The 20562-nt window shown below is 75.0% G+C and carries 2 protein-coding genes; both read left to right on the top strand.

Annotated elements, in window-relative coordinates; genetic code table 11:
* Window positions 1-94 precede the first annotated feature (94 nt).
* A complete protein-coding gene (locus GA0070616_RS01610) occupies window positions 95-9886 on the top strand; it encodes a type I polyketide synthase (protein ID WP_245712924.1) in 9792 nt (3263 codons plus the stop codon).
* Between the two features lie 347 nt (window positions 9887-10233).
* Window positions 10234-20535: a type I polyketide synthase gene (locus tag GA0070616_RS01605; RefSeq protein WP_425412914.1), complete on the top strand. Its 10302-nt coding sequence runs from the start codon at window positions 10234-10236 to the stop codon at window positions 20533-20535.
* The last annotated feature ends 27 nt before the right edge of the window (window positions 20536-20562 follow it).

Genomic DNA, 20562 nt, shown 5'->3' with positions numbered 1-20562 from the left:
GTCGTTGGCGTGGGGGATGTGGGACACGGCGGGGATGGCGGCGTCGGTGTCTGCGGGTGATCGGGCTCGTTCGGCTCGTGCGGGTCTGACTCCGATGAGCGTGGAGACCGGGTTGGCGCTGTTCGACGCCGCACTCGCGGCGGGACGCCCGGTCCTGGTGCCGGCAACCATCGACCTGACCGCGTTGCGGGCCGCCACCGCCGGGAGCCTCGTACCACCGATGCTGCGTGCCCTCGTCGGCGCGACCACCGCTCGTCGGCAGGCCGGGCAGGGTGGCGGCGGCTGGGCCGATCGGCTCGCGGGGCTCACCGAGGATGAGGGTCGGGCGCAGCTCGCCAGCCTGGTCCGGGGCCTGGTGGCGCAGGTGCTCGGGCACCGTGACGCGAGCGCAGTGCCGGCCGACCGGGCGTTCCGGGAGTTGGGCTTCGACTCGCTGACCGCGGTGGATCTGCGTAACCGGATCAATGCGGCGACCGGCCTGCGGCTGGCCTCGACGCTGGTGTTCGACCACCCCACCCCGGCCGTGCTCGCCGACCACCTGTGGTCCGAGCTGACCGGCGTGACCGGATCCGCGTCGGACCTGGCCGTCAGCGCCACCACCGGTACCGACGAGCCGATCGCGATCGTGGGTATGGCCTGTCGGTATCCGGGTGGGGCGGACAACCCGGAGCAGCTCTGGGACCTGCTGGTCGGCGGCGGGGACGGCATCTCGGAGTTCCCCGCCGACCGGGGCTGGCACCTGGAGTCGCTGTTCGACCCGGACCCCGACCACAGCGGGACGTCGTACGCCCGGGAAGGGGGCTTCCTGTACGGGGCGGCCGAGTTCGATCCCGGTTTCTTCGGGATCAGTCCGCGTGAGGCCCTGGCGATGGATCCGCAGCAGCGGCTGCTGCTGGAGGCGTCCTGGGAGACGTTCGAGTCCGCCGGGGTGGACCCCGCGCGGTTGCGGGGCAGCCGCACCGGCGTGTTCGCCGGCGTCATGTACCACGACTGGGCGACCCAGCTGATGGACCTCCCGGCCGAGGTGGAGGGCTACGTCGGCACCGGCACGTCGGGCAGTGTGTTGTCCGGTCGGGTGGCGTACACGTTCGGGTTGGAAGGTCCGGCGGTCACCGTGGACACGGCGTGTTCGTCGTCGTTGGTGGCGTTGCACCTGGCCGCGCAGGCGCTGCGGTCGGGGGAGTGTGACCTGGCGCTGGCCGGTGGTGTGACGGTGATGGCCACGCCGGGCACGTTCATCGAGTTCTCCCGGCAGCGGGGTCTGTCCCGCGACGGCCGGTGCAGGTCGTTCGCGGCGTCCGCCGACGGCACCGGCTGGGGCGAGGGCGTCGGCATGCTGCTGGTGCAACGGCTGTCGGACGCCCGGCGGGACGGCCGGCGGATTCTGGCCGTGGTGCGGGGCACTGCGGTGAACCAGGACGGTGCGTCGAACGGGTTGACCGCGCCGAACGGTCCGTCGCAGCAGCGGGTGATCAGGCAGGCCCTCGCCAACGCCCGACTCACCCCCGCCCAGGTCGACGTCGTGGAAGCGCACGGCACCGGCACCACCCTCGGCGACCCGATCGAGGCGCAGGCCCTGCTCGCCACCTACGGGCAGGACCGGCCCGCCGACCGACCGTTGCTGCTCGGCTCGATCAAGTCGAACATCGGACACACCCAGGCCGCCGCCGGCGTCGCCGGGGTCATCAAGATGGTCCTCGCCATCCGGCACGGCCTGATCCCGCCCACCCTGCACGTCGACGAGCCGTCCCCGCACATCGACTGGACCGCCGGTGCGGTGGCCCTCGCCACCGAGACCACGCCGTGGCCGGCCGTGGACCGGCCGCGCCGCGCGGCGGTGTCGTCGTTCGGCATCTCCGGGACCAACGCCCACGTCATCATCGAGCAGCCACCATCACCGGCCGTGATCGACGGTGCGGTGGTCGAGCGGCAGACGCCGGTCGTGCCGGTGCTGCTGTCCGCGCGCACCGACGCCGCCCTCGCCGCCCAGGCTGGTCGGTGGGCGCGGTGGTTGGCCGGTGACGAGGCGCTGCGTGCGGTGGATGTGGCGTGGTCGTCGGTGACGACCCGTCCCGCGTTGGAGCAGCGGGCCGTGGTGGTCGCCGACGATCGTGACGACCTGCTCGCCGCACTGCGCGCCTTGGCTTCCGGTGAACCCACCGGGGCCGTCCTCACTGGCACCGCCACCGAACGCGGCCACCTCGCCGTCCTGTTCTCGGGTCAGGGTGCGCAGCGTGCCGGGATGGGTCGGGAGTTGTCCGGCGTGTTCCCGGTGTTCGCAGCGGCTCTGGATGAGGTGTGCGGACACCTGGACCCGATGCTGCCGCAGCCGCTCAGGTCGGTGTTGTTCGCTGAGGCGGGCTCGCCGGAGGCGGGTCTGTTGGATCAGACGGTGTTCACGCAGGCGGGGTTGTTCGCGGTTGAGGTGGCGTTGTTCCGGCTCGTGGAGTCGTTCGGGGTCGTCCCGGACTTCGTGGGTGGTCACTCCGTCGGTGAGATCACTGCCGCTCATGTGGCCGGGGTGCTGTCGTTGGCGGATGCGTGTGCGTTGGTGGCGGCGCGGGGTCGGTTGATGCAGGCGTTGCCGGCTGGTGGTGGGATGCTGGCCGTGGCTGCGTCGGAGGCTGATGTCGCGGCTTCGATCGCCGGTCTGGGCGAGGTGGGGATCGCCGCGGTCAACGGGCCGGCTTCGGTGGTGGTGTCCGGTGCCGCCGCCACCCTGGACGAGGTGGAGCGGGTCTGGCGGGAGCGGGGGGTGCGGACCCGGCGGTTGACGGTGAGTCATGCGTTCCACAGTCCGTTGATGGAGCCGATGCTGGCCGAGTTCCGTGGCGTCCTGGAGACGTTGTCCTTCGCCGCGCCGCTGGTGCCGGTCGTGTCGAATGTGACCGGGGCGCTCGCCGACGGTGACGAGATCCGTACGGTCGACTACTGGGTGCGGCATGTGCGGGAGGCCGTCCGGTACGCCGACGGGGTCGCCGCGTTGCGGGCGGCCGGGGTCGACACGTTCGTGGAGGTCGGTCCGCAGAGTGTGCTGACCGCGTTGACCGCTGACGCGCTGCCCGGTGAGGAGTCGACTCTCGCGGTGGCGGTGCAGCGGCGGGACCGGTCGGAGGCGCAGGGGCTGCTTGCCGCGTTGGCGGAGTTGCATGTTCGTGGTGTCGAGGTGATGTGGGGGCGGTGGTTCGACGGTGTCGGGGCGGTGCGGGTGGATCTGCCGACGTACGCGTTCCAGCATCAGCGGTTCTGGCCGCAGCCTGTTGCCCGCACGCCGGACACCATGGTCGATGGTGCGGATGCGGAGTTCTGGGCCGCTGTCGAGCGTGGTGACCTGACCGCGTTGGCGGGGCAGCTCGGCGAGGAGGCGATCGACGCGCTGACCCCGGCCCTGCCCGCCCTCACCTCCTGGCGACACGCCCGCACCCGCGACACCGCCCTGGACGGCTGGTCGTACCGGGTCGGCTGGGAGCCGGTCCGGCCGGCCCCGGCCACCGGGCTGACCGGCCGGTGGCTGGTGGTCGTCGTGGCCGGCGGCACCGACGCGGGCGTCGCGAAGACACTCACCGAGGCCGGCGCGCAGGTCGACACCCTCACCGTCGCGCCGACCGTCGGACGGATGGAACTGGGCGAGCGGCTCCGCCGCACCGGCGCCGACGGCTGGGCGGGCATCCTGTGCGTCCTGCCCCGCCAGGACCGTCCACTTTCACACGCGCCCGGCGTCCCCGCCGGCACCGTCGTCCTGCTCACCCTCACCCAGGCCCTGACCGACACCGGTCTACCGGGCCGGGTGTGGGCGCTCAGCCGGTCCGCCATCGCGGCCGGCCCCGGCGAGCGGACCGGGGACATCTGGGCCGCAGCGACCTGGGGCCTGGGCCGCGCCGTCGCCCTGGAACAGCCCGACCGCTGGGGCGGCCTGGTCGACCTGCCGGCCCGCGCCGACCGGACCACCCGCGCCGCGCTCGTCGCCGTGCTCGCCGACGGCACCCTGGACCAGGTCGCCGTCCGACGCAACGGGGTCTTCGGTCGCCGTCTGATGGTCGCCGCCCCACCGGCCGGACCGGGTTGGCGACCGTCGGGCACGGTGCTGGTCACCGGCGGCACCGGGGCACTGGGTGGTCACGTGGCCCGCTGGTTGCTGGCCAACGGGGCCACCGAGGTGGTTCTCGTCTCCCGCCGTGGATCCGACGCCCCCGGCGCGCGGGAGCTGGCCGGGGAACTGGGTGCGGCGGCCCGGATCGTGGCCTGCGACGTCACCGACGCCGGGGCCGTCAGCGCACTGGTCGCCGGCCTGCCCGCCCTCACCGCCGTCGTGCACACCGCCGGTGCGTCCGGCGGGACCAGCCCCGCGTACGAGCTGACCGACACCGACCTGGCGGACACCATGGCCGGCAAGGTCCTTGGCGCCGTCCACCTGGACGCCGCCTGCCAGGACCGCGACCTCGACGCGTTCGTCGTCTTCTCCTCCGTGGCCGGCGTCTGGGGCGGTGGCGGGCAGGCCGGCTACGCGGCCGGCAACGCCCTGCTCGACGCCCTCGTCGCCGCCCGCCGGGCCGCCGACCGGCCCGCCACCGCGCTGGCCTACGGCCCGTGGGCCGACGACGGCATGGCCGCCGGGGAGACCGCCGACGGGCTGCGCCGACGCGGCTTCACCCCGCTCGCGCCCGACGCCGCCCTCGCCGCGCTGGGCCGCTGGGTCAACGCCCCGGAGGCCGCTCCCGTCGTCACCGACGTGGACTGGACCCGGTTCGTCGCCGCGTTCACCGCCGCCCGCCCCAGCCACCTCTTCGACCGGGTGGCCCCGGCCCCCACCGGAGCGCAACAGCCCCGGACCGACGCGGCCACCGACGGGCTGCGGGCCCGCCTCGCCGCACTACCGGCCACCGGCCAGGAGACGCTCCTGACCGACCTGGTACGCGCGGAGGCGGCCGCCGTGCTCGGCCACACCTCCACCGATCAGGTGCCGGCCGGGCGGGCGTTCCGGGAACTCGGCTTCGACTCCCTCGCCGCCGTGCAGCTCCGCGACCGGCTGGGCCGGACCACCGGGCTGACCCTGCCGTCCACCGTCGTCTTCGACCACCCGTCGGCGGCGGAACTGGCCCGTTTCCTACGTGCCGGACTGGTGGCCGGCGTCGCCGACGACGCCGCGACGGCCGGTGCGACCGTGGTCCGGCCACCGGCCGACGAACCGATCGCCATCGTCTCGATGGCCTGCCGGTTCCCCGGTGGGGTGTCCTCCCCGCAGGAACTGTGGCAGCTGCTGGTCGACGGCGTGGACGCGGTCACCCCGATGCCCACCGACCGGGGCTGGGACCTCGACGCCCTCTTCGACACCGACCCTGAGCGGGTGGGCACCAGCTACACCCGCAGCGGCGGATTCCTCGCCGACGTGGCGGACTTCGACGCCGCGTTCTTCGGCGTCAACCCGCGTGAGGCCCTCGCGATGGACCCGCAGCAGCGGCTGCTGCTGCACACCACCTGGGAGGCCTTCGAACGGGCCGGCCTCGACCCGCAGGGGGTACGCGGCTCCGCCACCGGCGTGTTCATGGGCACCAACGGGCAGGACTACGCCACCCTGCTCCTGGGTGCCCGATCCGAGGTGGAGGGTTACCAGGCCACCGGCAACGGCGCCTCGGTGGTCTCCGGGCGGCTGGCGTACTCGTTCGGTCTGCACGGGCCGGCGGTCACCGTGGACACGGCCTGCTCCTCGTCGCTGGTCGCGCTGCACCTGGCCGCCCAGTCCCTGCGGTCGGGGGAGTGCGACCTGGCGCTGGCCGGCGGCGTGACCGTGATGAGCACCCCGGGGGCTTTCCTGGAGTTCTCCCGGCAACGCGGCCTCGCCGCCGACGGGCGGGTCAAGGCGTTCGGCGCGGGCGCGGGCGGCACCGGCTGGGGGGAGGGCGTGGGCGTCCTGCTGCTGCAACGGCTCTCCGACGCGCGGCGCGACGGCCGGCGCATCCTGGCCGTCGTCGGCGGCAGCGCCGTCAACCAGGACGGCGCGTCCAACGGGCTGACCGCCCCCAACGGGCCCGCGCAGCAGCGGGTCATCCGGCACGCGTTGGCCAACGCGGGCCTGGCACCGTCCGACATCGACGTGATCGAGGCACACGGCACCGGCACCACCCTCGGCGACCCCATCGAGGCGCAGGCGCTGATCGCCGCGTACGGGCCGGGCCGACCCGCCGACCGGCCGCTGTGGCTGGGGTCGGTCAAGTCGAACATCGGTCACACCCAGGCCGCCGCCGGCGCGGCCAGCCTGATCAAGATGGTGCTCGCGTTGCGGCACGGGACGCTCCCGGCGACCCTGCACGCCGACGAGCCGACCCCGCACGTCGACTGGGCGTCCGGTCCGCTGGCGCTGCTCACCGAGGCACGGCCGTGGGACGCCGACGGCCGCCCCCGCCGGGCCGGTGTCTCCTCGTTCGGCATCAGCGGCACCAACGCCCACGTGATCCTCGAACAGGCACCCGCGGACGACCCCAGCGACCCGCCCGCCCCCGCCGTCGCGACGCTGCCGTGGCCCGTCTCCGCCGCCACGGCCGCCGGACTGCGCGCCCAGGCCGACCGCCTGGCCCGCCGGCTCGACCCGACCGCCCACCCGGACGACCAACCCGACGCCGGGGCGGTGGCCTGGGCGCTGGCCGAGGGGCGGGCGCACCTGACCCACCGGGCGGCGGTCGTCGCCGCCGACCCGCAGACCCGGCTCGCGGCGCTGCGGGCCCTCGCCACCGGCGGTACGCATCCGGCGCTCGTCCCGGCCGCCCCGGCAGTCACGGGCGGCACCGCCGTCCTCTTCTCCGGTCAGGGCGCGCAGCGCGCCGGCATGGGTCGGGAGCTGTACGACACCTTCCCGGTGTTCACCGCCGCCCTGGACGAGGTGTGCGGACACCTGGACCCGCTGCTGCCGCAGCCGCTGACGGAGGTGCTGTTCGCCGACGCGGGCTCGCCGCAGGCGGGGCTGCTGGACCAGACGGCGTTCACCCAGGCCGGGCTGTTCGCCGTCGAGGTGGCCCTGTTCCGACTGGTGGAGTCCTTCGGCGTCGTGCCGGACCTCGTCGGTGGGCACTCGGTCGGGGAGATCACCGCCGCCCACGTGGCCGGGGTGCTGTCGCTGCCCGACGCCTGCACGTTGGTCGCGGCCCGGGGCCGCCTCATGCAGGCGCTGCCGGGCGGTGGCGGGATGCTGGCCGTGAACGCGCCCGAGGACGACGTCGTCGCCTCGCTCGCCGGCCGGACCGACGTGGGGATCGCGGCCGTCAACGGGCCCACCTCCGTGGTGGTGTCCGGCGCCCTCGGCGCCCTCGACGGCATCGAGCGGGCCTGGCGGGGCAGGGGCGTACGGACCCGTCGGCTCACGGTCAGCCACGCGTTCCACAGCCCGCTGATGGAACCGATGCTCGACGAGTTCCGCAGCGTCCTCGCCGGACTGTCCTTCGCCGCCCCACTGATCCCGGTCGTGTCCAACCTGACGGGGGCGCTCGCCGACCCCGACGAGATCCGCACCTCCGCGTACTGGGTACGCCACGTGCGCGAGACCGTCCGCTACGCCGACGGGATCGCCGCCCTGCGCACGGCGGGGGTGGACACCTTCCTGGAGGTCGGCCCCGCCGCCGTGCTCACCGCGATGAACGCCGACCTGCTCCCCGACGACGCCGTCGCCGTGGCGACCCTGCAGGCCGGCGTGCCGGAGGTGACCGCCCTGCTCACCGCCCTCACCACCCGGTACGCGGCCGGCCGCGACGTGGACTGGGCGGCCCTGCTCACCCCGCTCGCCGGGCCCCGGCCCGCCCCACGCGACCTGCCGGAACTGCCCACGTACGCCTTCCAGCCGCAGCGGTACTGGCCCACCCTGACCGCCCCGCTGACCGCGGACCGGGCCGACACCGAGTTCTGGCGCGCGGTCACCGACGGTGATCTCGATCGGCTCGGCATCGACACCAGCCAACCGCTCCGGGACCTGCTTCCCGAGTTGGAGTCGTGGCGGCGCCGGCAACACCGGGACGGCACCCTCAGCGGCTGGCGGTACCGGATCACCTGGCGGCCCCGGCGGCTCACCGGCGGCGACCCGGGCAGCTGGCTGCTCGTCGCACCGCCCCGGGAGGCGGCCGCGACGGTGGCCGACGCGCTGCGCGCCGGCGGGGCCACCGTGCACCTGCTCACGGTGGACCCGGCGACCGCCGACCGGGACGGACTCGCCGCCGACCTCGCCCGGGCCTGCGCCGCGCACCAGCCGACCGCGCTGCTGTCGCTGCTCGCCCTCGACGAGGCGCCGCACCCGGGCCAGGACGCCCTGCCGGCCGGGCTCGCGGCGAACCTGCTGCTCCTACAGGCCCACACCGGCGGGGAGAACGCCCCACCGCTGCCACTGTGGCTGGCCACCGCCGGGGCCGTCGCCACCGACGACGAACCGGCCACCTCGCCGTGGCAGGCCACCAGTTGGGGCCTCGGCCTGACCGCCGCCCTGGAACACCCCCGGCACGTCGGCGGTCTCGTCGACCTGCCCGCCACGATCACCGGGGATCTCGGCGGCACGTTGGTCGCCGCGCTGACCAACACCGAGGGCGAGGACCAGCTCGCGGTCCGCGCCGCCGGGGTGTACGCGCGGCGGCTGGTCCGGGCCTCCGGCCCGGCCGACGGCACCGGCTGGACGCCCCGGGGCACCGTCCTGGTCACCGGCGTGGCCGACACCGGGCACGCCACGGACTGGCTGGACCGGGAAGGCGCGACGGTGGTGCCGCTGGACCAGCCGGCCGGCGGGAAGCTCACCGACCGGATGGCACAGCTCGCCGCCGACGGCCGGCCCGTCACCGCCCTGCTGCACGTGCCGGCGGACACCGGCACCGTGCCGTTGGCGGAGCTGACCCTCGCGGACCTCGCCGCCGACCTCGTCGCCACCGTCGGCGACATCCCCCGGTACGCCGACGAACTGGAGGCCCGGTCCCTCGGAGCGCTGGTGCTCTGCTCGTCCACCTCCGGGGTGTGGGGCTCCGGCGGGCGGTCCGGCCAGGCGGCCGGCGACGCCCTGCTACAGGTGCTCGCCGCGAACCGGCAGCGGGCCGGCCTGCCGGTCGCGTCGGTGGCGTTCGGTCCCCGGGCCGACGGCCCCACCGACGCCGACCTGGAACAGCTGAGCCGACGCGGCCTGCCCGGCATGGCACCCGACCTGGCCACCGCTGCGCTGCGCCAGGCGGTGGCCGACGGTGCCCAGGTGGTGGTGGCCGACGTGCGGTGGGACCGGTTCGTTCCGGCGATCGCCGCCGTCCGGTCCCGACCGCTGTTCGACGAACTCCCCGAGGCACGGGAGGCGCTGCGCACCCTGCACGACGCCGAGCCAGCCGACGACGGGGCGGCGGACGCGCTGCGCGAACGGCTCCGACCGCTGTCGGACACCGAACGCGACCTCGCCCTGGTCGAACTCGTCACCACCCACGCCGCCGCGGTGCTCGGCCTCCCCGGCACCGGGGAACTCGGCCCGGCGCGGGCGTTCCGGGAGGTCGGCTTCGACTCGATGACCGCCGTCCAGCTTCGCAACCGGCTCCGGGCGGCCACCGGGGTCACCCTGCCGGCCAGCGTGGTGTTCGACTACCCGACCCCGCTGGCGCTCGCCCGCCACCTGCGCACCCTCGTCGTGGCGGACGGTGTCGTCGACACCACCGGCCTGCTGTCGGAACTGGACAAGCTCGACGGAGCCTTCGCCGCCAGCGCACCGGACCCGCTGACCCGGCAGAAACTGCTGGTGCAGATGCAGGCGTTCCTCGCCCGCTGGGGCGACGACCGACCCGCCGAGGCACCGGCGGCGCCGACCCTCGACGGGGCCAGCGACGCCGAGCTGTTCGAATTCATCCACCGGGAGCTCGGCGGTCCCGGTGGTGAGAGCGGCCCCCGCTGAATCGGCCGTCCGACCATTGTCCGGTGCCCCCACGGGGCCGGTCGCGCAGGGCGCTCACGCCCGTCGCCGCCGGCCCCGCCGGGCCGCCGCACCGGACCGGAGCGCGGCGGCCCCGGCCCAGCCTGCGGCCGGTCCCCGCCGAAGCCCAGGTAGGGGCGGCCGTAGGGGCACCCTAGGGGTTGTGACCGCCGTCAGCCGACAATTACCTTCCTCCGGTAAGTAAGACACAGTTGGCGCGCAGAGCTGTTGTTCATTGCAATTAGTGGTCGGGTTCGACGGGCTGTGGTGCTGCGGCCCGGTCCTTATGTGGACGGTATTGGGTCGCCTGGTTCCTCCGGCCCGAAAAGGTGGCGCTAATGGCGGCTGAAGACACTCTCCGGGAATACCTGAAATGGGTGACCGCGGACCTCCACCAGACGAAGAGGAAACTCGGGGAACTGGAGGCGACGCACCGGGAACCCATCGCCATCGTCGGCATCGGCTGCCGGTTCCCCGGCGGCGTGCGTTCGCCCGAGGACCTCTGGCGGCTGGTCGACGCCGGAGACGACGCGATCTCCGACTTCCCCAGCGACCGCGGCTGGGACCTCGAGCGGCTGATCCACCCCGACCCCGACCACCCCGGCACCTCCTACGTCGGGCAGGGCGGATTCCTCGACTCGGCCACCGAGTTCGACGCCGGCTTCTTCGGCATCTCGCCCCGCGAGGCGCTGGGCATGGACCCGCAGCAGCGACTGCTGCTGGAAACCTCCTGGGAGGCGTTCGAGCACGCCGGCATCGACCCCGTCACGCTCCGCGGCCACCAGGTCGGCGTCTTCGCCAGCACCACCGGCCAGGACTACGCGGCGCTGCTCCAGTCGCCCCCGCCCGGCGTCGAGGGGTACGTCCTCACCGGCACCGCCGCGAGCGTCGTCTCCGGCCGGATCTCGTACGTGCTCGGCATCGAGGGACCGGCCGTCTCCGTCGACACGGCCTGCTCGTCGTCGCTGGTCGCGTTGCACCTGGCCTGCCACGCCCTCCGGCAGGGCGAGTGCTCCCTCGCGCTGGCCGGCGGCGCCACCGTCATGTCCACCCCGGCCGCCTTCGTCGGCTTCTCCCGGCAGCGTGGCCTCGCCGCCGACGGCCGGGTCAAGGCGTTCGCCGGGGCCGCCGACGGCACCGGATGGGGCGAGGGCGTCGGCGTCCTGCTCGTCGAGCGACTCTCCGACGCACGACGCAACGGCCACCCGGTGCTCGCCGTGGTCCGTGGCAGCGCGGTCAACCAGGACGGCGCCTCCAACGGCCTGACCGCCCCCAACGGCCCGTCCCAGCAACGGGTGGTGCTCAAGGCCCTGGCCAGTGCCCGGCTCACCCCGGCCGACGTGGACGCCGTCGAGGCACACGGCACCGGCACCAGCCTCGGCGATCCGATCGAGGCCACCGCCCTGCTGGCCACGTACGGGCAGGGCCGTCCCGCCGACCGGCCGCTCTGGTTGGGTTCGGTGAAGTCGAACATCGGCCACACCCAGGCGGCGGCCGGCGTCGCCGGGGTGATCAAGATGGTGATGGCCCTGCGGCACGGCACGCTGCCGGCCACCCTGCACGTCGACGAGGCCACCCCGCACGTGGACTGGACCGCCGGCGCGGTGTCGCTGCTCACCGAGGCGCAGCCCTGGCCGGCGGGGGGACAGCCCCGCCGCGCGGGTGTCTCCTCGTTCGGGATGAGCGGCACCAACGCCCACGTGATCATCGAGGAACCCCCGGCGGGGGCCCCGGCTGCCGCCACCGGCGATGCCACCACCGTCACCGGGTCCGCCGGGACCGCGACCGAGGACGCCGGGACCGCCGCGGCAGGCGGTGCGGGAGAACCGACGGTGGCGACCGGTCCGGCCCCGGTGACGACCGCCGGGCTCGTACCCGTGCTGATCTCCGCCCGCGACCACGTCGGACTCGCCGCCCAGGCCGGCCGCTGGGCCGACTGGCTCGACGCCGATCCCGTCGTCGCCGACGCCGGGCCGGTCGACATCGGCTGGTCCTCGGTCACCACCCGGGCCGCCCTGGAACACCGGGCCGTCGTCTTCGCCACCGACCGCGCCGGTCTGCTGCGTGACCTGCGTGCCCTCGCCGACGGAGAGGCCGGTGCCGGCACCGTCGTGGGTGCCGGCCCCCGGGTCGGGCAGCTCGCGTTCCTCTTCTCCGGTCAGGGCGCCCAACGCCCCGCCATGGGCCGGGAACTCGCCGCGACGTTCCCCGTGTTCGCCCGCGCGCTCGCCGAGGTCTGCGCCGCGCTCGATCCACACCTGCCGCGCCCGCTCGGACCGGTGCTCGCCGCCGAACCGGGCACCGACGCCGCCGACCTGCTCGACCAGACCCTCTACACCCAGGCCGGGCTCTTCGCCGTCGAGGTGGCGCTGTACCGGCTGCTGGAAGCCTGGCAGGTCACCCCCGACGTGCTGATGGGTCACTCCATCGGCGAGGTGGTCGCCGCCCACGTCGCCGGAGTGCTGTCCCTGCCCGACGCCGCCGAGCTGGTGGCCGCCCGGGGCCGGCTCATGCAGCAACTGCCCACCGGCGGGGCCATGCTCTCCGTCGCCGCCGGGAGGGACGAGGTCGACGCCGTCCTCGCCGGCATCGACGGCCCCGTCGGGGTGGCCGCCGTCAACGGTCCCGCCGCCGTGGTGGTCTCCGGCGCGGCCGACGCCGTCGCCGAGGTGGAGCGGGTCTTCACCGACCGGCAGCTGCGCACCCGGCGGCTGCGGGTCAGCCACGCCTTCCACAGCCCGCTCATGGAACCCATGCTCGCCGACTTCGCCGCCGTGGTGGGCCGGCTGGAGCTGGGCGCTCCCACCCTGCCCATCGTCTCCAACCTGACCGGCGGGCTCGCCGACGCCGACGAGATCCGTACCCCGCAGTACTGGGTGCGGCACGTCCGCGAGGCCGTCCGCTTCGCCGACGGCGTCGAACGGCTGCGCACCCTCGGCGTCGGCACCTTCCTGGAGGTCGGGCCGAGCGGCGTGCTCACCGCGCTGACCCGGGACGTCCTCGGCGCCGACGACGATCCGACGGCCGCCGTGGCGCTGCTGCGCCGGGACCGCCCCGAACCGGCCGCCCTGCTCACCGCACTCGCCGAACTGCACGTCGCCGGGGTGTCGGTCGGCTGGCGGCACCTCTTCACCGGCGTCGACCCGCGACGCGTCCCGCTGCCCCGGTACGCGTTCCGCGCTGAGCGGTTCTGGCCCGAACCGCCCCCGGCCGCCCCGGTCGGCGAGGTCGTCACCGAGGACGCGGCGTTCTGGTCGGCCGTCGAGCAGGCCGACGTCGACGCGCTGCGCGACCAGTTCGGCGGCGACCCGGCCGGCGACGACGATCCGGTGCGGACCCTGCTGCCCGCGCTGCCCGTCCTCGCCGCCTGGCGGCGCAACCGGCACGACAGCTCGGTGGCGGACGCCTGGACGTACCAGGTGGCGTGGCAGCCGGTGCCGGTCGCCGGGGCGGACCGCCCGGTGGGCCGCTGGCTGCTGGTGCTGCCGGCGGACGCCGCCCCGACGTGGGAGAACGACCTGGTCGGCCTGTTCCGGGCCGGCGGCGACGAACCGACGGTGCTGCGGGTCGACGCCGACGACCTGGACCGGGTGGCGCTCGCCGACCGGCTGCGGACGGCCGTCGCCGACCAGCCGGTCGGCGGGGTGCTGCACCTCGTCGCGGGGCAGGACCGGCTGCTGCCCGCCCACCCCGGCACGACCGTCGCCGCCGCCACCACCCTCCTGCTCGTGCAGGCCCTCACCGATCTCGACCTCGACGCGCCCGTCTGGTGCGTGACCAGCGGGGCGGTCAAGGCCGGACCCGCCGACCGGCTGGAAAACCCGCTACAGAACCTGGTCTGGGGCCTCGGCCGGGCCGCCGCCGTCGAACAGCCACACCGGTGGGGTGGCCTGGTCGACCTGCCGGTCACCGTCGACGCCGCCGTCCTGCGCCAGCTCGCCGCCGTCCTCACCGGCGGCAGCGGCGAGGACCAGGTCGCGATCCGTTCCGGCGGCGTCTGGGGTCGTCGCCTCACCCCCGCCGCCGCCCCGCACCGACCGGCCACGGACTGGTGGGCCGACGGCACCGTCCTGGTCACCGGCGGTACGGGTGCGCTCGGCAACCACGTGACCCGCTGGCTGCTCGACCGAGGTGCGCGTCGGGTCGTCCTCGTCGGTCGCCGCGGCGCCGCCACCCCCGGACTGGCCGGCCTCCTTGACGACTACGGCGACGGACGGGTGACCGCTGCCGCCTGCGACATGACGGACCGGCAGGCCGTCGCGGCGCTGCTGGACTCGCTGCCCGACCTGACCGTGGTGGTGCACGCCGCCGGCACCGACCAGCTCACCCCGCTCACCGGCACCACCCTCGACGAGTTCTCCCACGTCGTCGCCGGGAAGGTGCTCGGCGCACTGCACCTCGACGAGTGCCTGGCCGACCGGCCGCTCGCCGCGTTCCTGCTCTTCTCGTCGGTCTCCGGGACGTGGGGCAGCGCCGGTCAGTGCGCGTACGGCGCCGGTAATTCGCTGCTCGACGCGCTCGCGGTGAACCGCCGTGAACGGGGGCTCGCCGCCACCGCCGTCGCCTGGACGGCGTGGGGCGGCACCGACGGCATGGCTGCCAAGAACACCGCCACCGAGCAACTGCACCGGATGGGCCTGCCCACCATCGACCCGCAGCGGGCCCTGGTCGCCCTGGACCGGGCGATGCACCGGCCCACCCCCGCCGTCACCGTCGCCGACGTCGACTGGAGCCGCTTCCACCCGGCGTTCACCCTCACCCGGCCCAGCCCGCTGCTGTCCGAGCTGCCGCAGGTGCGGGCGCTCGCGGAGGCCGAGGCGGAATCCGCCGCCGCGCCGGCCGGCACGACCGAGGCGCTGCGCGCCCTGGTCGACCTGTCCGAGGCCGAGCAGGAGCGGGAACTGCTCCGGATCGTCAACGCGCAGACCGCCCGGGTGCTCGGCCACGCCACCCCGGACGACCTGCGCGGTCGGCCGTTCAAGGAACTCGGCTTCGACTCGCTCACCGCCGTGGACTTCCGCACCAAGCTGAACGAGGTCACCGGGCTGCGACTGCCGTCCACCCTGGTCTTCGACCACCCCACCCCGGCCGCCCTGGCGCGGCACCTGCGGGAGACGGCGTTCGGCGCGGACGCCGTCCTGCCTGCCGCGCCCACGGTCGCCGTCGGCACCGACGAACCGATCGCGATCGTCGGCATGGCCTGCCGTTACCCCGGCGGCTCCGGCAGCCCCGAGGAACTGTGGCGGCTGGTCACCGAGGGCGTCGATGCCATCGGTCCGTTCCCCACCGACCGGGGCTGGGCCGTGCCCGCCCCCGACGGTGGCTACACCCCGGCCGGCGGATTCCTCTACGACGCGACCGGGTTCGACCCGGCGTTCTTCGGCATCTCGCCGCGCGAAGCCCTGGCCATGGACCCCCAGCAGCGACTCACCCTGGAGGCGTCCTGGGAGGTCCTGGAGCGGGCCGGACTCGACCCCACCGGCCTCATGGGCACCCGCACCGGGGTGTACGTCGGTGCGTCCACCTCCGGTTACGGCACCGGGTTGACCGAGGTGCCGGAGGGCACCGAGGGCTACCTGATGACCGGTGGGGCGCACAGCATCATCTCCGGCCGGGTGTCGTACACCCTCGGGCTGGAAGGGCCCGCCGTCACCGTCGACACCGCCTGCTCGTCGTCACTGGTGGCGTTGCACCTGGCCGGCGAGGCGCTGCGCCGGGGCGAGTGCGACCTCGCCCTCGCCGGCGGCGTCGCGGTGATGGCCACCCCGGACACCTTCGCCGAGTTCTCCCGGCAGGGCGGCCTGTCCACCGACGGGCGGTGCAAGTCGTTCGCCGCCGCAGCCGACGGCACCGGCTGGTCCGAGGGCGTGGGCATGCTGCTCGTGGAGCGGCTGTCCGACGCGCGGCGTAACGGTCGGGTGGTGTTGGCGGTGGTGCGGGGCAGCGCGGTGAACTCCGACGGCGCGTCGAACGGGTTGACCGCGCCGAACGGCCCGTCGCAGCAACGGGTGATCCGGCAGGCCCTCGCCAGTGCTCGACTGTCCACGTCCGACGTGGACGTGGTCGAGGCGCACGGGACCGGCACCACACTCGGGGATCCGATCGAGGCGCAGGCGCTGCTGGCCACGTACGGGCAGGGCCGGGACGTACCGCTGCTATTGGGGTCGATCAAGTCGAACATCGGGCACACGCAGGCCGCGGCCGGCGTGGCGGGCGTGATCAAGATGGTGCAGGCGATGCGGCACGGTCTCGTGCCGGCGACGCTGCACGTGGACGAGCCGTCGCCGCACATCGACTGGTCGGCCGGTGCGGTGGAGTTGGTGACCGAGGCGTGCCCGTGGCCGGCGGTGGACCGGCCGCGTCGGGCGGCGGTGTCGTCGTTCGGCATCTCCGGCACCAACGCCCACGTCATCGTCGAGCAGCCGGCGGACGAGGCGGAGCCCGACGTACCCGCCACCGACGGGTCCGGGACCGGGCTGGTCGGGGCGGAGCCGCTGATCTGGCCGCTGTCCGCCCGGTCCGCCCCGGCGCTGCGCGACCAGGCGCAACGGCTCGCCCGACGCGTCCGCGAGAACGACGGGCTCGCCCCGGCGGCCGTGGCCTGGTCCCTCGCCACCACCCGGGCCGCGCTGGAACACCGCGCCGCGGTGGTCGGGACGGGCACGGACGACCTGCTGTCCGGGCTGGACGCGCTGGCGACCGGAGCGTCGGCGACGAACGTGGTGTCGGGTGTGGCCGGTGACGCGGGGCCCGGGGTGGTGTTCGTGTTCCCGGGGCAGGGTGGTCAGTCGGTGCGGATGGCCGCTGGTCTGGTGGGTCGGTGCCCGGTGTTCGACGCGCGGCTGGCGGAGTGTCAGCGGGCGTTCGCGGCGTACCTGGACGTGGACATCGTCTCGGTGCTGACCGGCGACGACGAGTCGTGGCTGGACCGGGTGGAGGTGTTGCAGCCGGTTCTGTTCGCGGTCGGTGTCGCTCTGGCGCAGGTGTGGCGTTCGGCTGGAGTGGTGCCACGGCTTCTGATCGGCCATTCGCAGGGTGAGATCGCGGCGGCGTGTGTGGCCGGTGTGCTGTCGCTGGAGGACGCGGCGCGGGCGGTGATTCTGCGGGCTCGGGCGTTGGCGGGGCTCGCGGGTACGGGGGCGATGGCGGCGGTGGACCTGCCCGCCGAGGAGGTCGCGGCCCGGTTGGTGGACTTCCCCGACGTGGTGGTCGGGGTGGTGAACGGGCCGGGCATGGTCGTGGTGTCGGGTCCGCCGCGGCAGGTGGCGGAGTTGGTCGACACCTGCCGGGCGCAGGGGGTGCGGGCGCGGCCGATCCGGTTCAACTACGCGTCGCACTCGCCGGCGGTGGAGCAGATCCGGGAGCGGATGCTGGCGGATCTGGCGGGCCTCGCCCCGCAGGTCGGGCACACGCCGATGGTGTCGACGTTGACGGGTGAGTGGGCTGATCCGTCGGTGCTGGACGGCACCTACTGGTACGAGAACCTGCGGAACCCGGTGCGGTTCGACGCGGCGGTGCGGGTGGCGATCGAGGCCGGACACACGAGCTTCGTGGAGGTGTCGGCGCATCCGGTGCTGACGATGCCGATCACGGCGATCCTGGACGACGCCGGGGCGTCCGGTCACGCGTTGGGCACCCTGCGCCGGGGCGACGACGACCCGCAACGACTGCTGACCAGCCTGGCCACCGCCCACGCGATCGGTCTGCCCGTCGACTGGACGACGGTCCTCACCCCGACGCCGACGGTCGACCTGCCCACCTACCCGTTCGCGCGGGACCGGTACTGGCTCGCCCGGGGCGGAACCGGTCGGGCCGGACTGCCGTCCGTGGGTCTCGACGCCGTGGACCACCCGTTGCTCAGCGCCGTGGCCGACCTGCCCGGCGACGACGGCCTGCTGCTCACCGGGCGGATCTCGCTCGGCAGCCACCCGTGGCTGGCCGACCACGCCGTGCTCGGCACCGTGCTGCTGCCCGGCACCGCCCTGGTCGAGTTGGCGTCCTGGAGCGGTCGGACGGTGGACACCGCCCACGTGGCGGAACTGGTGCTGGAGGCGCCGCTCGTCGTCCCGCAGGCCGGCGGCGTCGACCTGCGGGTCCGCGTCGGTCCGGCCGACGGCGACGGTTGCCGGCAGGTGACCGTCCACTCGTGTGTCGACGACGGAGCCGACCGGCCGGCGACGGCCCGACAGTGGCAGCGGCACGCCACCGGCCTGCTCGCCCCCACCCGGGCGGTGACCGTGGCCCCGACCGGCGCCTGGCCGCCCGCCGACGCCGAACCGATCCCGCTGGACACGCTCTACTCGCACCTCGCCGACCAGGGCTACCACTACGGCCCCGTCTTCCGGGCGCTGCGCGCCGCCTGGCGACACGGCGACGACATCCTGGCCGAGGTGGCGTTCGACGACTCCGCCGCCACCGACACCGTCCCGTTCTCGGTGCACCCGGCGCTGCTCGACGCTGCCCTGCACGCCATCGGCGCCAGCGCCCTCGACCGCGCCGCGGATGCCCCGACCCGGCCCGGTGCGGCGCAGCCCGGGCTGCCGTTCTCCTGGACCGGGCTGGACGTCCAGCCCACCCGGGCCCGCGAACTGCGGGTGCGGCTCACCGCGACCGAGGGGTCGGTGGCGGCGACCGTCACCGACACCGGCGGCACGCCCGTCGCCTCCCTCGACGCCCTCGTGCTGCGGCCGATCAGCTCCGACCAGCTCAACGCGGCCCGTCGCACGGCCAACCGGTCGCTGCACCGGCTCGACTGGGTCGCCCCCGAACCGGGGACGGACCGACCCGCCCACATCGCCGTGCTCGGCGACGCCGAGGGCTGGCCGGGCATCGAGGCGTACCGCGACCTGGCCGAACTCGAGGCAGCCGTGACCGCCGGGGCGGCCGTCCCCGACGCGGTGGTCGCCGTCCTCGTGGGGGGACGCGCCGACGAGCCGAGCCCCGCGCGGTCCGCGCACCTGGTCACCCACGAGACGCTGGCGTTGGCGCAGGACTGGCTCCGTCGGGAACCACTGGCGGACTCCCGGCTCGTCGTCGTCACCCGGGGCGCGGTCAGCGTCGACGACGAGCGGCCCGCCGACCTGCCCGCCGCCACGGCGTGGGGCCTCGTCCGTTCCGCCCAGTCGGAGAACCCCGGCCGGTTCGTGCTGCTCGACCTCGACGACGACCCCCGTTCGGTGGTCGCGCTGCCGGCCGCCCTGGCCACCGGGGAACCGCAGCTCGCCGTGCGGGCCGGGCAGCTACGGGCGCCCCGGCTGGTGCGGGTCGGACCACCGCCGCAGGACCGGCCGGCACCCGACCTGTCCGCCGGCACCGTCCTGGTCACCGGGGCCTTCGGCGTGCTCGGCCGGCTGGTCGCCCGCCATCTGGTCACCCGGCACGGGGTGCCCCGCCTGCTGCTGGTCAGCCGCAGCGGCGCCGACGCGCCCGGCGCGGCGGACCTCGTCTCCGAGCTGACCGCGCTCGGCGCCGCCGCCCAGGTCGTCGCCGCCGACGTCACCGACCGGGACGCCCTCGCCGTGCTGCTCGACGAGATCCCCGCCGACCGGCCGCTGGTCGGCGTCGTGCACGCCGCCGGCATCCTCGACGACGGGGTGCTGCCGGCGCTCACCCCGGCCCGGTTCGACACCGTCCTCGGGCCGAAGGTGGACGCCGCCTGGCACCTGCACGAGCTGACCGAGAAGCTGGGCCTCGCCGCGTTCGTGCTGTTCTCCTCCGCGTCCGGGCTGTTCGGCGGCCCCGGCCAGGCCAACCACGCCGCCGCGAACGCCTTCCTCGACGCGCTCGCCCACCACCGTCGGTCGAGCGGACTGGCCGTCACCTCGATGGCGTGGGGGCCGTGGGCCAACCCCGACGAGCCCGGCGGGCCACAGGGGCACGTCGACGAGCAGCGGATGAGCCGCGCCGGCTTCCACCCGCTCGACGCCGACGAGGGCATGGAGCTGTTCAGCGAGGCGCTGCGGTTCGGGGACGCGGTGGTCGTACCGGTGAACCTGGACCACGGGCTGCTCGGCCGGCTCGGCCCGGCGCTTCCCCGGCTGCTGCACGGCCTGGTCCGTGCGGCCGGGGCCGCCCCGGCGTCGGCCGTCGCGCCGGCCGACGCGGCGACCGCGCTGCGCGACACCCTCGCCGCCACCGCCGAGGGGGAGCGCGACCGGGTGCTGTCCGACCTGGTTCGCACCCACGCGGCGGCGGTGCTCGGCTACTCGTCGATCCGCGACATCGACGAGGAGAAGGGCTTCGTGGAGCTGGGCTTCGACTCGCTGACCGCGGTGGAGTTCCGCAACCGGCTCGCCGCCGCCACCGGGCTGCGCCTGCCGTCCACCCTGATCTACGACCGGCCGACCACCGGCGCGATGGTCGCCCACCTGCGCGGCGCGCTGCTGGCCGAACGGACCACCAACGCGCTGTCCGTGCTGGGCGAACTGAACAAGCTGGAGACCGTGATGCGCGCGGTCGCCACCGACGACACCGACCGCACCGCCGTCGCCGCCCGGCTGCGCGAGCTGCTGTCGATGTGGACGTACACCGAGGGCGACGCCGGCGACGCCGCGACGGGCGACGGGAACCTCAGCACCGCCAGCGCCGAGGAACTGTTCGGCCTTCTCGACGACGAGCTCGGAACGGGCTGACCGGCGATGCACCGGACCTCTGACCAC

Origin of the sequence: Micromonospora nigra (assembly GCF_900091585.1) — a bacterium.
Classification (GTDB): Bacteria; Actinomycetota; Actinomycetes; order Mycobacteriales; family Micromonosporaceae; genus Micromonospora; species Micromonospora nigra.
The sequence above is the reverse complement of the archived record's forward strand: the minus strand, read 5'-3'. Positions and strand labels throughout refer to the sequence as shown.